Here is a 14,528-nt window from a genome sequence, read left to right as displayed (position 1 = left end):
GTTGAGTGTGGGTCGCGGTTTTAGATGCCGGCGTTTTCGCCATTGGTCAGCAGGGTAAACAGCACCGCCATGCGGGCGTGTACACCGTTGTGCACCTGCTGTAGGACCGCAGTTTTGTCCAAATCTGCGACGCCGTAGTTAATCTCCATGCCACGCAGCATCGGGCCTGGGTGCATGACGATGGCGTCCTTATGCATGGCCGCCGCGCGATCCTTAGACAGGCCAAAGAGGTTGGCATACTCGCGGTGGGAGGGGAAGAAGCCGCCGTTCATGCGCTCCTGCTGCACGCGCAGCATCATGACGACGTCGGCGTCTGCGATTTCCGCATCAAAGTCATAGGACACGCGCACTGGCCAATTCTCTACCCCAAAGGGCATGAGGGTGGCTGGGCCCACGAGGGTTACCTCAGCACCAAGAGTGGTGAGCAAATCTACGTTGGAGCGTACGACGCGCGAGTGCAGGCAATCGCCCACAATCTTGACCTTCAGGCCGGCAAAGCCTTCGTCGCTATGCAGTCCCAGGCGCTGACGCATCGTGACGGCGTCGAGAAGCGCCTGCGTTGGGTGCTGGTGCGCGCCGTCGCCCGCGTTAATCACTGAAGGACCCTTGCCATTAGGGGCAACCCACTGGGCTAGCTGCTGGGGCGCACCAGAGGAAGGGTGGCGCATGATGATCGCATCGGCGCCGATGGCGGCCAAGGTAAGGCCCGTATCCTTCAGGGACTCGCCCTTCTTTACCGAGGAGGTGGAGGCAGACAGGTTAATGACGTCCGCGGACATCCACTTGCCGGCCGTTTCAAAGGAAGAGCGGGTGCGGGTGGAGTTTTCATAAAAGAGGGTATAGATAGTCCGCCCCCGCAGGGTCGGCAGCTTCTTTACTTCGCGGCCTTCTAGGGCCTCCCGGAAGCGATCCGCTTCATCCATTAGACCGATGATTTCGCTTCGGTCCAGCTCTGCCATATCGATGAGGTGCTTCATGGTTATGCCTCCCCCGTTTCGGAGCCAGCTCCGTCAGTTGTTGCGGCGGCTCGGGTCAATACGACCGCATCCCGGCCGTCAATCTCGCTGTTGTATACGGTGACGTCTTCTTCTCGCGCGGTGGGCAGATTCTTACCCACATAGTCGGCGCGGATAGGAACCTCGCGGTGGCCGCGATCTACCAAGACGGCCAGCTGAATAATGTCCGGACGGCCCACGTCACTCAACGCGTCCAAGGCGGCGCGGATTGTGCGGCCGGAATACAGCACATCGTCGACCAAGATGACGATGGCATTATCGATACCACCGGTGGGAATCGTCGTCGGTTGGAGTGCGCGATGCGGCTTATTCAAAAGGTCATCGCGGTAGAGAGTGATATCGAGAGAGCCCCATGGGACTGCGACCCCGGAAAATTCTTCAATCTTGTGCGCTAGGCGCTGTGCAAGTGGCACGCCACCAGAGGGAATGCCAAGCAGAATGACCCGCGGTGCGTCCGCGGAATCGAGCGCCGTTTTTTCAATGATCTGGTGCGCGATGCGTGCAACGGTACGCGAAACGTCATCGGAGCTTAAAAGCTCTAGCTGCTTCGCGGTAGCGTCAGTTCCACTCATCGTGACCTCCTTCCCCGCCTCACGGTGCGGTCTTTAAAGGATGCCGGTTGATGGTCTCAAAAATGTCTATGCTCTTAGACACAGAATACTCTAGCACCTTCCCCACCATTTGGGTGAGGGCGAAAAGAAGGAGGCGTATCAGTCAGTGAGTTTTTCCGCCGAACACATAGTTCCCGCCCCGCGCGAGCAGGTCTGGCAATGGCATACCCGCCAAGGAGCTTTAACCCGTCTGAACGCGCCCTTTGCCTTCATGAAACCCATCCAGCAGGCCCAGAGCCTAGGCGATGGCACCTCCATCCTGGGCCTTCCGGGCGGCCTGCGCTGGACTGCTCAGCATAAACTTTCCCAGTACCGCGAGGGCTATGAGTTCACCGATGTGTGCGTAAACTCGCCCATTCGCAAATTTGCCACATGGCAGCACCACCACACCTTTGCGGATCACCCGGACGGCACGCTCGTTCGCGATGAAGTCACTACCCGCATCCCTTCGGCGGCGCTGGAATCGGTCTTTGCTTATCGGCAGCACCAGCTCATTGAGGATTTTTCCTTTCTCCGGCGGCTTGCCGACGCCTCCTTAAACACCGAACCACTAACCATCGCCATGACCGGCTCCCGCGGCAGCGTGGGTGCAGCGCTCAGCGCACAGCTGCGCACCGCCGGGCACACGGTGATCCAGCTCGTGCGCGGCACGGCCAGCAAAGGTCAGCGCACCTGGCGGCCAGAACATCCCGATCCCGACCTCCTGCGCGGCGTCGATGTCCTCGTCCACCTGGCAGGCGAACCCATCTTCGGCCGCTTCAACGATGAGCACAAGGCCGCCATCCGCGATTCCCGCGTTGGCCCCACCGAGCGCCTAGCCCGTCTAGCGGGCACCACGGATTCCGTCCGCACCATGGTCTGCGCCTCTGCCGTGGGCTACTACGGATCCAACCGCGGCGATGAGGTCCTCACCGAAGACTCCGCACCTGGCGAGGGCTTCCTGGCAGACGTGGTGGTCGACTGGGAGCGCGCCTGCGAACCCGCCCGCGCCGCGGGCACCCGCGTAGTCAATATTCGTACCGGCATCGCCATGTCGGGCGGTTCCGGCCTACTGCCACTGCTGCGCGCCCTCTTCTCTACCGGCCTGGGCGGCCCTTTCGGCGACGGTGAGTTTTGGTTCAGCTGGGTTGCTCTCGATGACCTGACGGATGCCTACTTCCGCGCCATCGTGGACGATTCGCTAGAAGGCCCGGTCAATGCGGCCTCGCCTAACCCGGTGCTCAACAAGGACTTCGTCAAAGCCCTCGGTGCAGAGCTACACCGCCCAGCCCTGCTCCCCGTTCCACCCTTCGGTCCCGCAATTTTGCTGGGCAAGGAAGGCGCCCAAGAGTTGGCCTTGGCGCAACAACGCGTAAGCCCCACCGTTCTACAAAACATCGGGCATACGTTCCGGTACCCCACGATCGATACTGCTCTCGCCCACGAACTTGGCGGCGAGCGCCTATGGCAGTCCCAGTAGCTAGATAAGAACTTAGGTAAACTAGCAAAGGTTGACCTTTATCCCCGATTAGTACATGGATTGAGACTACTTAAGTGTCTGAAGAACCAACCCTGTATCCCGATACGCCGGTAGAACCCGTAACTCTCGAGCGCATCGGCGAGATCTTTGCATCTGAGAACTTGGAATACCGCCTCGAAGAGCAGCCAGTGAGCGAGGAAGAAACCGTGCAGATCCTGCGCACTGGGTTCTCCAACGTCGCCATCGCCATGCAGGTGCGCGATGATGTGCTCGTGGCAGATTCCGTGTGGCGCGGCAATGTGCCTTCTTCTGAGGGCCCAAGCCTGTTGATGGTACTCAACCAGTGGAACCAGCAGCACTTCGCGCCGACACTGCGCTTCTTCGAGTCTGCCGAGAATAACCTCGCCGTCTCCGGCGTCCGCGAGATCAACATCGCCCACGGTTTGTCCCGCAATCAGATCGGCGCCTTCGTGATGTCCACGCTGGATTCTATGCTGCAGTCCTTCGCCTTCGTGGAAGAACACTACCCACAGCTCGTGACTTGGGAGGAGCACAACCATGACTAATGCCTCTACCGAAAACAATCTGCCGGAGATCACCCTGGACCGCGTTGTCGAGGCCATGCGCACCTTCGACATCGAATTGACCAAGATGGACAGCGATATTGAGGCAGCTACCGCTAACCTCAACGGCCTGCCCACCATGTTTGCGGTTCTTGATTCCGTGGTTATTGTCCGCTGCGATGTGCCTACCGACGCCGCCTACTCCAAGGCCGACGCCGGCCTCTTCCTCGCGGCAAACCAGATCAACTCCGTGGCCTTCGGCGCCCGCGCAGTTATCTCGGAACACGATGACATGCTCGTGGTGCGCACCGAGCGCGATATCCCTGCCGCCGCCGGCATGACCGACGAGCAGCTGCAGGCTGCCCTGAAGACCGCCGTAGATGGCGTCATCCGCGGCCAGGATGCCATGGTTTCTGCCGCCGAAGAGATGGCCAAGCTTGGCTCCGAGACCGCAGCCAAGGCTGGTTCTGACGATGTCGCCGCAGGCGACGCTGCGCAGAGCTAAGCCGCTCTAGCATCCACTGCTCTCCCCTCTCCTTCCGCCTTAACAACGGCGCAAGGATGACGGGGAGAGTTCTTTTCCTCTTGGCCGTTCTGGGCACATGGAGACACGAAAATGGGCGTCGATTGGCTCTGTCTTGGCCATGAAAATACCGCCCGCCACAGCTCTTCACCATCGAGCTGGGCGGGCGGTTTAAGTATGCGGGCCAGTCTAAATCTGGCTATTCCGCAGTGGGGTCCTGCTGCGCAGAACCGTCTGCTACAGCCGAGCCGTCGGCCGCGGCAGCGGAGTCCGAAGCGGTGGATGCGGAGGTATCCTCGGCCGCATCTTCCGCGTTCTTAGAGTCTACCGACTCCTCGTCGGTCGTATCCTCGCCGTCGGCATCCGCATCGCTGCCCTGGTGTTCTGCGGACATCGGGTTTTCCGCAGAACGGGATTGCGCCACGTCATCCAACACAGCGTGGATATATGGCGCTGCTTGATCGTTGGAATACTGGGAGGCAATCTCCACGCCTTCCACGACTGCAGTAGCGGTGGGAATATCCGGGTTGAACAGCAGCTCCCACACCGATAGGCGCAGGATCGCACGGTCAACGGCCGGGATGCGGTGCAGTTCCCAGTCCTCGGCAAGGAAGCGAGAGATGGTGTCATCGATGGCATCCAGCTCTTCAGCGACGCCCTTGACAATGACCTGCGTGTATTCGGCGACAGGTGCTACCGCATTGCGATCCTCACGTGCCAATGCGATGCGATCCTCCACGATGGCAACGGGGTCAACGTCCCTGTTTTCTGCCTCGTAGAGGATATCGGCGGCACGACGACGCGCGCGGTACCGCGCGGTGTGCCGCTTGTAGTTGATATCGCGCTTAGGGGTGTTATCAGACACAGTCAGATGCCCTAGTTGTTAACGCGGGAGAGGTACTCGCCGGTACGGGTATCGATCTTGAGAACATTGCCGATCTCAATGAACAGCGGAACCTGGATCTCAGCGCCAGTTTCCAAGGTGGCGGGCTTGGTGCCGCCGGAAGAACGGTCACCCTGCAGGCCAGGCTCGGTGTGCTCGACCTTAAGGTCTACGGAGATAGGCAGTTCGGCAAACAGTGCCTCATCCTCGTAGAAGGAAACCTGAACGCGCATGTTCTCCAGCAGGAAGCGAGCGGCATCGCCGAACTTCTCCGGCGGGAGCTCGAACTGCTCAAAGGTCTTTTCATCCATAACAACGTAGCTGGTGCCATCGTTGTACAGGTAGGTCATATCGCGGCGGTCCACGGTAGCGGTCTCTACCTTAACGCCAGCATTCCAGGTCTTGTCCACGGTCTTACCGGAGACAACATCCTTGAGCTTGGTACGCACGAAGGCTGGGCCTTTGCCCGGCTTGACGTGCTGGAACTCAACGATCTGCATCAGTTTGTTGTCGATCTTCAGAACGAGGCCGTTCTTGAAATCAGTAGTATCAGCCATTGCGGTTAAACTCCCGAAAATTGTGGACTAAAGGTTGAAAACAATGTTTAAGCCTACCGGACAACTGCCCCTTGGGGTATTACCGGTCCCCCATTTCTTCCCCACAGTTACCAGCGGAGTGACTTTCGGGGCCTGTCGCCTGCCCTAAGCGGTCAGACACACGAGCAATCAAAGGTTTTTATCTAGCAATAACTCGCTGTACGATAAGGCTTTGCTTTATTGATTTTTCACATATCTACCAAGGATTTTTGCGATGCCTCTCAAGCAGCTCTACGCCGCGGCTACCGCTACTGGCGCAGCCGTAGCAGCACTCTCCGCCCCGCAGGCCATGGCAGCAGACGCCCAGACCGTGATGTTCGGCGATTCTGTCTTTGCCAACCCAACCTATGGCCAAGTTGGCACGACCTCGAGCCTGTCCCGTTCGGCGGGCACTACGCTATCGTCTGCCACCCACGGCATCGAAGACGCCCCGGGCGTGCCGTCCCCACAGGGTTGCCCGCAGGGTCAGAGTAATGTTGGCCGCGAATTGGGGCGGGTTTCTGGTCAGCACGTAGCCAACTACGCCTGCTCTGCGGCAAAGGCCGCCGGCCAATCGCACCGTAAGGACTTCGATGAGCAGATCAACGGAGCCATTGCTAATAATGATCTCAATGGCGAAACGAAGAACGTTTTGATTCAGTTTGGCGCCAATGATCTCCAGGAAATCCTGCGCCCATCTCTTTCTTCTTCCAATCCCTACTACGACGGCATGAAGCAATCGATCCAGCGGATTCGCCACGCCGCCCCGAATGCCCGCATCACCGTTGTAGGCTATCCCGCCATCTCCGCCCGCAATGGCGCGGTATGCCCGCTGCGCACCTCCGCACCGGGATCCTCTGAAGCCGGGTTCAACATGGACTACGCGGGCCTGGTTCGCACCGGCGAGGACCAGGTCAATAGCGCCATGTACAAGGCAGCCCGCGCAAACGGCGTGCAGTACTACGATCTGCGCGCCGACTCCATTGATCACGGCATGTGCGCGCCGGACAGCACCCGCTGGATTTCCGGCAAGTGGGAGTACTCCGTACCGCACAACCTCTTCAATCACCTCACGCACCTGGGCAACCGTAATGTCGCCCAGCTGCTCAACTCCAAGGTGCTGGCCCACTAGGCGGGCAGTTCAGTAAATTCCTTCGTCGCGGCGGTAATGATCTTCGGTGCGCCATCGGTGATGATGAGGGTATCTTCGATGCGCACGCCGCCCTTGCCCGGAACATAGATGCCCGGCTCAATGGTCAGGGTCATGCCGGCGGCGAGCTCACCCTTACCGGTCCGTGCCGCGAACGGGGCTTCGTGGACGTCTAGGCCCACGCCGTGGCCCGTCGAATGTACAAAGTAGTCGCCATAGCCGGCGGCGGAGATGACATCGCGGCAGGCGGCGTCGACGTCGGCAAGCTTAGCGCCCGGCACCGACGCTGCCACGCCTGCCTTTTGGGCGCGGAGCACCACATCATAGATTTCCTTGGCAAAGTCATTCGCCGTGCCCACGACGTAGGTGCGGGTGCAGTCGGAATTAAACCCGCGCAGGTGCGCACCGAAATCGATGGTCACAAGGTCGCCATCCTCGATGACCCGGTCATCAGCGCCATGGTGCGGCATCGCCGAGTTCGGACCAGAAGCCACGATGGTATCGAAGCTCACTCGCTCCGAGCCGAGCATGCGCATCCGATATTCCAAATCGGCAGCCACCTGGCGCTCGGTGCGGCCGGCACGCAACTCACCAGCGGCGAGCAACTCCTCCAGTGCCTGATTAGCCAGCGCGGCAATCTCTTCCAGCTTTTCTAACTCGAGCGAATCTTTGACCAAGCGAATTTGTTCAATGACCCCGGCGATGGGAACCAAGGTAACCGACTCCGGGGCGGACTCTTCCAGCTCCTTCAGCTCGGAGACCGAGAGGTAGTCGGCTTCAAAACCGACTCGAACCGGCCCCTCGACATCGGCAAATTGCTGCAGCAGCACCTTTCCTACCGCGCGGCCTTGGATAGCCTCCAGATCGGGAACTTCGCGGGCGATCTGCGTGGTGTACCGGCCGTCGGTAGCAACCTGCGCGGTAAGGTCCTTACGCAGCAATAGCCCGCCATTCGAGCCGGAGAACCCCGAAAGGTAGCGCACGTGCGTGAGGTGGGTGACCAGAACGGCATCGATGCGCTGGCCGGCTAGTTCCGCGGCAAGCTTGCGGCGCCGGTCACTAAAACGGGTATCTGCCAAAGCCATGATTTCATCCTTTTAGGGTCGACTGCGGTGTAGAAAGTATCCACCCAGTATATCGACCCTGCCCCCGCAGTTGGGCGGATTTCTTTCTTTGCCGGCTGACGCCCAGCCCGTTCGTGGGGGCCTATTGGCAGAGGTAGTCCACTGCCGCCACGTAGCCAAAGACCCCCAACCCGGCGATGACGCCGCGGGCGATAGGGCTGAGATAGGAATGATGGCGGAAGGGCTCGCGCGCATGCACATTAGAAATATGCACCTCTACGAATCCGGCGCCATCGGCTACCTCTGCCAGGGCATCCCGCAGGGCCACTGAGGTATGGGTAAAACCGCCGGGGTTGATAATCACTGGGAGGCCCGCATCCGCGGCAGCATGCACCTTCTCAATGAGCTCACCCTCATGGTTGGACTGGAAGCACTCTACCTCTGCACCGTGCGTGGCGGCGCGCGAGGAGATCATCTGTTCTACATCCGCCAAGGTGGTGGAACCGTAGACATCCGGTTGCCGCTTTCCTAAGCGGTTCAAGTTCGGGCCGTTGAGGACAATAATCTTCATTTCTACTCCGAAATCGCGGCGTAGGCCGCCTCTAGCTCTTCCGTGCTGGGCCCCTCGAGACGGGTGGTCTCGCCCACCCCAGTCAAGGCTACAAAGCGAATCATTCCGTCGCGGTTCTTCTTATCGTGGGTCATTGCCTCATACAGGTCCCTGAACTGGCCCGGCCTATACGTGGTCGGCAGCCCAATGCTGTCAAGAATCCGGCGGTGCTTTTCCACCAGCTCTGCGTCAATGAGGCCGCGCTCATGCGCCAGGTGGGCGATGAACATCATGCCCACGGCCACCGCGTTGCCATGGCGCCACTGATACTGTTCATGGCGCTCCACCGCATGGCCAAAGGTGTGGCCGTAGTTGAGCGTTTCCCGCAGGCCCGATTCTTTGAGGTCCTCGCCCACCACCGCGGCCTTGACCGCGATGGAGCGCGCAATAAGTTCTGGAAGGAAGCCCTGCGGGTCCACGCATGCGCCGGGGTCACTGTCATAGCGTTCAAGGATCACCGGGTCATGGATGAATCCGGTTTTGATGATTTCTGCCGAGCCAGCAATGATCTCTGCCGCGGGCAGGGTATCCAGGCGCTCGAGATCCACAAACACAGAATCTGGCTCATGAAAGGCGCCAACGAGGTTCTTGCCGGCTGCGGTATTGATGCCGGTTTTACCGCCGACGGCCGCGTCAACCATGGCCAATAGCGTGGTGGGCACCTGAATAACCTTGATGCCGCGCATCCACCCGGCCGCAGCGAACCCAGCCAGATCGGTGGTGGCGCCACCACCGAGGCCAATGATGACGTCACGGCGGTTAAAGCCCTTTTCCCCCAGCTGATCCCATACGCCACCGATGACGCTGAGCTGCTTGGCGGCCTCGGCATCGGGGACGTCGATAAGCGTAGGCTCCACGCCCTCAGCGGCAACGAGTTCTGCTAAGCGCTCGGCTGCGGCACGCAGCGGCGGCTGGTAGATAATGCCAGCCTGGCCTGCACCAATCTGCGCACAGCGCTGCGCGATGTCCCGGTTGAGATCAGCGCCAATGCGAACTTCATAGGGCTGTGGTCCATTAACGGCAATACTGGGCATGGTGGTCCTTTCCGTTCGACGCCGAGCCAGTGGGGCGAGAGACTAGTGCTAGCGCGGCGGGGAATCTACAGGGTATCGAGAAAGCCGAGGATATCGCCCACCACCTGCTGTGGGGTCCGGGCATCGGTGCGCACCCGATAATCGGCCACCTCCTGGTAATACGGGCGACGCGCCTCCACGAGGTTGCGGTAGTGCTCGAGGGGATCGGCGGCCGCAAGCACCGGCCGATTGCTATCCCCGGACGTCCGCCGTGCACCTTCTTCCGGGGAGATATCCAAAAAGATGACGTTATGGCGCTCCAGCAGCCCGCGGGTGGAGTCCGTCAGCACTGCCCCGCCGCCGAGGCTGACGACCCCACCAGTGCGCAGTGCCGCAGCAACGTGCTCGGCTTCGAGCGCGCGAAAGTCTGATTCACCAAGCTCGCTAAAGACTTCCCCACACGGCTTGTCCTTAGCCTGTTCAATAAGGTGATCCGAATCCACCAGTTCGCAGCTCAAGGCGTGGGAAAGGCGGCGGCCAATAGTGGATTTACCCGCACCTGGCGGGCCAACCAAAACAACGCGTGGCCGGGGCAGGCCCGTAACGGCGGTTGGGGTGGTCATAACTTACTCCTGGTCAAAAGCAAGGCGGTCCGAAACGTACTTATCATACGCGGCGACGGCCGCGGAGGTTTCTTCGAGGCTATCGCCACCGAATTTTTCTAGCACGGCCCGCGCAAGAACGAGGGCAACCATTGCTTCTGCAACGACGCCCGCCGCCGGAACCGCACACACATCTGAGCGTTGGTGAATGGCAGTAGCTTCAGCGCCGGACTCCATATCGATGGTGCGCAAGGCACGCGGAACGGTAGAAATCGGCTTCATCGCCGCCCGTACGCGCAACTGCTGCCCGTTGGTCATGCCGCCTTCGAGTCCGCCTGCGCGGTTGCTAAGGCGGGATACGCCTTCTTCGGTTCGCACCATCTCATCGTGGGCAGCGGAACCGCGACGACGGGCCTCGGCAAAACCATCGCCAATTTCCACGCCCTTGATAGCCTGAATGCCCATCAACGCGCTGGCCAATTGGGCGTCCAAGCGGTCATCGCCGGAAATATGCGAGCCCAGGCCGATGGGCAGGCCATCGACCACAACCTCAACGATGCCGCCCAAGGTATCGCCCTGCTTCTTTGCGGCCTCAATTTCCGCGATCATGGAGGCTTCAGCCGCCTTATCGCAGGCGCGGACCGGCGAGGCATCGATAGCCTCGATGTCCGCGAACGCTGGCGCAGGCCCCTCATAAGGCTCGGAAGCGCCAATGGAAATCACGTGGGAGAGAACCTCAACGCCCAAGGTCTCGCGCAGGAAATTGCGCGCTACGGTAGCTGCGGCCACACGGGCCGCCGTTTCACGCGCAGAAGAGCGCTCGAGGATGGGGCGTGCTTCACTGTGGCGGTACTTCACCATTCCGGCAAAGTCCGCGTGCCCGGGGCGCGGCCTCGTCAAGGCGGCACCGCGGCCGGAGTTCATCGCCTTGACGGATTCTTCATCGTCCATATCCAGCGGATCGGCCGACATGATGGTGGTCCACTTGGGCCACTCCGTATTGGCAATCATGATGGCGATGGGACTACCCAAGGTGAGCCCGTGGCGGACTCCGCCCAGCACGGTCACCTCATCGGCCTCAAACTTCATACGGGCACCGCGGCCATAGCCTAGGCGGCGCCGGGAAAGCTGATGGGAAATATCGGCGCGGGTAATGGGGACCCCAGCGGGCATATGCTCCAACATCGAAATAAGAGCTTGGCCGTGGGATTCACCTGCAGTAGTCCAACGAAGCATGCGGGTATTATCGCACGGCCTGGCCAATCCAGTACCAACTTGGCCCCGCAATATATTCTTCCACCCCCTCAAAGAGGGTGCGCACATGCGAGAACGACCGTTGCCGCTAGCAACATCGCAGGGCCGTGCGGGCTCTCCTTCTGCCCACTGCACGCGGACCACAAAAGCGTCAGAAGGGACGCGCTGCCGCTTGCCGCTACCACGCCCATAAACCCGGCCACATGCCCCACCAGCATTCCCAGGGGCCAGGCGAGTTTTATGTCGCCTCCACCCACGCCTGCATGGGCCAGCCCTAGCACGAGGTACATCCCCGGCCACCACAGCCCACTCCAATTGGCAACGACGAGCGAGAGCACCGCAGCTGGAAGGGTTAACCAGTCTGGCAATCGGCGCTGCCGAATATCCCACCAAGACAAGGCTGCTGCCCACAAACCATAAATAATTCCCCCGACTATTAGCACGGGGATCACTCTAAGGCACGCTGTGAGGAAGCGCTGGGCGTCAATGTCTACATGGCGAAGTCTGCAGTTCCTACGGCACGAGGGTTGTCGGCCCCGCTTGCCGACGCCCCTCCTACTTAGTCGTCTGCGACCGCTTCTGCAGCTCCTGGTTCAATGCCTTCAGCATGTCTTCCCGCGGGGCGGCCACCCCAGTAAATTGCTCGAACTGACTAAATGCTTGGTAGGCGAGCATGACATGCCCGCCCACAGTCTTGTACCCATTGGCCGCCGCACACGTGGTCAGCGGTGTAGGCCAGGGATCATAGATGACGTCCAGCACCGGTGCGTGGGCGAGGTCAAAGACATAGTCTTTCACCGCCGCTGACGGAACCGTGGACACAATGACATCGGCTTCCCGAGACAGCACGGATAAGTCCCCGTCGAAACTGATAAAGGAAAGCTCCAGCCCTAAGTTCTGGGCGAGCGGCAACAGTTCGGCGCTCCGGTCGGAACGATTGAGGACCGTAACCTTTTTCACCCCGCGCTCGGAAAGCGCCCACAACGCCGGACGGGCGGTGCCCCCAGCACCAATGAGCAGCGCATGACCTGCCGGACTATCCCCCAGGAGCTCGGCGAGCGCACCGCGTACGCCCTCGGTATCGGTATTGTCCGCAAACCAACCATCAGCCCTGCGCACCAAGGTGTTTGCCGAGCCAATCAGTTGGGCCCGGTCACTTACAATGTCCGCAAAGCTGAGGGCAGCAAACTTGCCGGGCATGGTCACGGAGAAACCAACAAACTCTGAGTCGCTTGCCGCCACCAATTCCGGCAGCCCCTCCGCCGATGACTCAAAGCGGGTGTAGTCCCAACCGGCCAGCCCGGCGGCCTCGTAGCCAGCATTGTGAAGCACCGGAGACAAGGAGTGCTCGATGGGGCTACCAAGGACAGCCGCACGTGGCATGACGTTCTACCTCTTTGTGGTCGTCGCGACTCTACTGGGCGGGCTGCTCGGCAGCGGCGTCGCCGTTGCCGGAACCAGCGCCCTCGCCTTCGCGTTTGGAGTCAAGCACGCCGGAGCGGATGGCGTCATCAACGCGGCCCAAGTGCTCATCGTAGCTATCGGAGAAGACGGTAGTGCCTTCCTGGTCCACGGTGACGAAGAACTTCCAGTTGCCCTCAGCCGGCTCTTCCATGGCCTTGATTGCATCGTCCGAAGGAGAAGCAATCGGGGTATCCGGTAGGCCTTCCTTCGCGTAGGTATTCCACGGGGTCTTCTCCCCACGGGCCTCATCGGTGGTGGCCAGCTCAACGTCTTCCAAGCCGTAGTTCACGGTGGAGTCAAACTCCAGGCGCATTGGCTCGTCCAAGCGGTTAAGGATAACGCGGGCAACCTTGTCGAACTCGCCTGCCGGTGCCTCGCGCTCCACCAGGGATGCGGAGGTGAGCAGCTCATAAGGGCTCAAGCCGATAGCCTGCGCGCGTTCCTGAATATTGGTCTCGTTGTAGCGCTTGGTGGAGCGGGTGATGAGGTCCTTGAGGATATCCTTGGCCTCCATATTGGGGTCCAAGACGTACTGGCCTGGGGCGATAAGGCCCTCAATGCGCTTGGGGTCATTGCCGCGCTTGTTGATAGCGTCCAAGGCCCACTCCGGTGCGCCCAGCTCGGCTGGGTCGGTTTCCGCGGCAACCTTTTCCAGGTCCTCCTTCTTCAGGCAGTTGCCATCGTTGCAGCTGACCTCAGAAATCAGGGAGTAAATGCCGTAGCGGACGTCTCCGCCCACAACCTTGACGTCCTCCAAGGTGGCGCCGCCTTGCACCTCGAGCATGTCCACGCGGTTATTCTCATCCAACAGTGCCTCGACTGCGGCGTCCGCGCTCATCTCTTCCTGTAGGCGATAAAAGCCCGGCTGGATTTGGCTCGCGCTGTGGTTCATCGACGCAGCAGAATCGAAAGCGTCCTGCGTCTTCACCACGTTCTTTTCTACCAAAGCAGGTCCGAGCTCGGACATGGACGAGCCTTCCGGCACCTCCACCAGCTGGGTGGTACCGTTGCCGGTTCCTTCATAATCGGCGGAGGTATTGCCGAGGCGGAATCCGATGTAGATAAGGGCGCCAAGGATGACGATGATGGACGCAATGACAACGGCAATGCCGCGCTGGCGGCGCTTGACGTATTTCGGCTCCATCGATCGGCCGAGGCGTTCTTGGTTACGGCTCACGTGTTTTAGTCTCCTGAGTCTGAAGGCTGGTCTATTGCATCTTGGGTTCGTAGCGCGCTCGCACGCCCATCCAACCAAGTCTGCAATATCTCCACCGCTGCTGCTTGGTCGATGACTTTACGGCCCTTCTTCTCGGACACGCCAGACGCGCGCAGCGCGGTAGTTGCTGCCACGGTGGTCAGACGCTCATCAGCCAAACGTACTGGTGGTGGAACTTTATCTATATTTGCATCTCGATTCAACCGACGGCGGATCCGAAACGCAATTTCCTTAGCATGTTTTACGCTTTTTGAGCCATTTCCCTGCAGGTCCCGCGGCAGCCCTACGATGACCTCTACTGCGCCATAACAATCAATCAGTTCTAGGATGCGGTCAATATCGCCCTTATCGCGGTCCTTGAACCCGGTTTCCCGGTGCACGGTCTCCACTGGGGTGGCAAGCGTGGCTTCCCTATTGGACACTGCCACGCCAATGCGCACCGTGCCGACATCGAGTGCGAGCCGACGGCCCTGCCCCGGATCATCAACTCCGGGGGTATCTGGTTCCACTTTTGCCACGGTCGAA

17 protein-coding genes are annotated in these 14,528 nt (G+C 60.3%); 4 read left to right on the top strand and 13 right to left on the bottom strand.

Translation table 11 applies throughout. From position 1 onward, the window contains the following. Nucleotides 1–20 precede the first annotated feature (20 nt). Both MHY22_RS01325 and pyrR read right to left on the bottom strand, forming a co-directional pair. Nucleotides 21–977 (bottom strand): aspartate carbamoyltransferase catalytic subunit, encoded by a 957-nt coding sequence (locus MHY22_RS01325; RefSeq protein ID WP_179386552.1) that lies wholly within the window; start codon nucleotides 975–977, stop codon nucleotides 21–23. 2 nt (nucleotides 978–979) lie between these two features. Then, complete coding sequence (gene pyrR / locus MHY22_RS01320) at nucleotides 980–1,588, bottom strand: bifunctional pyr operon transcriptional regulator/uracil phosphoribosyltransferase PyrR (RefSeq protein WP_239277663.1); 609 nt, start codon at nucleotides 1,586–1,588, stop codon at nucleotides 980–982. 145 nt (nucleotides 1,589–1,733) lie between these two features. Here pyrR and MHY22_RS01315 point away from each other — a divergent pair, with 145 nt between their 5' ends. From MHY22_RS01315 to MHY22_RS01305, 3 genes are all read left to right on the top strand, one after another. Next, entirely contained in the window at nucleotides 1,734–3,086 is a 1,353-nt protein-coding gene (locus tag MHY22_RS01315) for a TIGR01777 family oxidoreductase (protein ID WP_239277661.1), read from the top strand. Between the two features lie 74 nt (nucleotides 3,087–3,160). Next, nucleotides 3,161–3,652, top strand: a complete 492-nt coding sequence (locus MHY22_RS01310) for a YbjN domain-containing protein (protein ID WP_086587601.1) — start codon at nucleotides 3,161–3,163, stop codon at nucleotides 3,650–3,652. Then, entirely contained in the window at nucleotides 3,645–4,154 is a 510-nt protein-coding gene (locus tag MHY22_RS01305; protein WP_239277660.1) for a YbjN domain-containing protein, read from the top strand. The genes MHY22_RS01310 and MHY22_RS01305 overlap by 8 nt, the downstream gene beginning before the upstream one ends. 217 nt (nucleotides 4,155–4,371) lie before the next feature. Here the strand turns inward: MHY22_RS01305 and nusB are convergent, their stop codons facing one another. Then, entirely contained in the window at nucleotides 4,372–5,010 is a 639-nt protein-coding gene (nusB, locus tag MHY22_RS01300) for a transcription antitermination factor NusB (RefSeq protein ID WP_370658822.1), read from the bottom strand. Nucleotides 5,011–5,048: 38 nt separating this feature from the next. Next, the gene (gene efp, locus MHY22_RS01295; protein WP_023021466.1) at nucleotides 5,049–5,612 is read right to left on the bottom strand and encodes an elongation factor P; all 564 of its coding nucleotides are present in this window, start codon (nucleotides 5,610–5,612) and stop codon (nucleotides 5,049–5,051) included. 253 nt (nucleotides 5,613–5,865) lie between these two features. On the opposite strand from efp, the gene MHY22_RS01290 reads away from it, so the two are divergent. After that, on the top strand, nucleotides 5,866–6,762 hold the full coding sequence (locus MHY22_RS01290) for a GDSL-type esterase/lipase family protein (protein ID WP_239277657.1): 897 nt from the start codon (nucleotides 5,866–5,868) through the stop codon (nucleotides 6,760–6,762). Here the strand turns inward: MHY22_RS01290 and MHY22_RS01285 are convergent. The 9 genes from MHY22_RS01285 to ruvX form a co-directional block, all read right to left on the bottom strand. After that, nucleotides 6,759–7,865, bottom strand: a complete 1,107-nt coding sequence (locus MHY22_RS01285) for a Xaa-Pro peptidase family protein (RefSeq protein ID WP_239277655.1) — start codon at nucleotides 7,863–7,865, stop codon at nucleotides 6,759–6,761. The genes MHY22_RS01290 and MHY22_RS01285 overlap by 4 nt on opposite strands. Nucleotides 7,866–7,986: 121 nt before the next feature. Continuing rightward, nucleotides 7,987–8,415, bottom strand: coding sequence for a type II 3-dehydroquinate dehydratase (aroQ, locus tag MHY22_RS01280; RefSeq protein WP_239277653.1), 429 nt, complete (start codon nucleotides 8,413–8,415; stop codon nucleotides 7,987–7,989). Between the two features lie 2 nt (nucleotides 8,416–8,417). Next, nucleotides 8,418–9,488 (bottom strand): 3-dehydroquinate synthase, encoded by a 1,071-nt coding sequence (gene aroB / locus MHY22_RS01275; RefSeq protein ID WP_239277651.1) that lies wholly within the window; start codon nucleotides 9,486–9,488, stop codon nucleotides 8,418–8,420. A gap of 65 nt (nucleotides 9,489–9,553) precedes the next feature. Beyond that, nucleotides 9,554–10,090 (bottom strand): shikimate kinase, encoded by a 537-nt coding sequence (locus MHY22_RS01270; RefSeq protein ID WP_239277650.1) that lies wholly within the window; start codon nucleotides 10,088–10,090, stop codon nucleotides 9,554–9,556. Between the two features lie 3 nt (nucleotides 10,091–10,093). Beyond that, on the bottom strand, nucleotides 10,094–11,305 hold the full coding sequence (gene aroC, locus MHY22_RS01265; RefSeq protein ID WP_239277649.1) for a chorismate synthase: 1,212 nt from the start codon (nucleotides 11,303–11,305) through the stop codon (nucleotides 10,094–10,096). 68 nt (nucleotides 11,306–11,373) lie between these two features. Then, a complete protein-coding gene (locus MHY22_RS01260) occupies nucleotides 11,374–11,766 on the bottom strand; it encodes an A24 family peptidase (RefSeq protein ID WP_239277648.1) in 393 nt (130 codons plus the stop codon). A 112-nt stretch (nucleotides 11,767–11,878) separates the two neighbouring features. After that, a complete protein-coding gene (locus MHY22_RS01255; RefSeq protein WP_239277647.1) occupies nucleotides 11,879–12,706 on the bottom strand; it encodes a shikimate dehydrogenase in 828 nt (275 codons plus the stop codon). Between the two features lie 31 nt (nucleotides 12,707–12,737). Next, on the bottom strand, nucleotides 12,738–13,931 hold the full coding sequence (gene mltG, locus MHY22_RS01250) for an endolytic transglycosylase MltG (RefSeq protein WP_239277765.1): 1,194 nt from the start codon (nucleotides 13,929–13,931) through the stop codon (nucleotides 12,738–12,740). Between the two features lie 38 nt (nucleotides 13,932–13,969). Next, nucleotides 13,970–14,521, bottom strand: a complete 552-nt coding sequence (gene ruvX, locus MHY22_RS01245; protein ID WP_239277646.1) for a Holliday junction resolvase RuvX — start codon at nucleotides 14,519–14,521, stop codon at nucleotides 13,970–13,972. Nucleotides 14,522–14,528: the final 7 nt, after the last annotated feature.

The organism is Corynebacterium sp. ACRPO (assembly GCF_022347205.1).
In the GTDB taxonomy this organism is placed as follows: domain Bacteria; phylum Actinomycetota; class Actinomycetes; order Mycobacteriales; family Mycobacteriaceae; genus Corynebacterium.
Note: the sequence above shows the minus strand (reverse complement) of the source record. Positions and strands in the feature narration are given on the sequence as shown.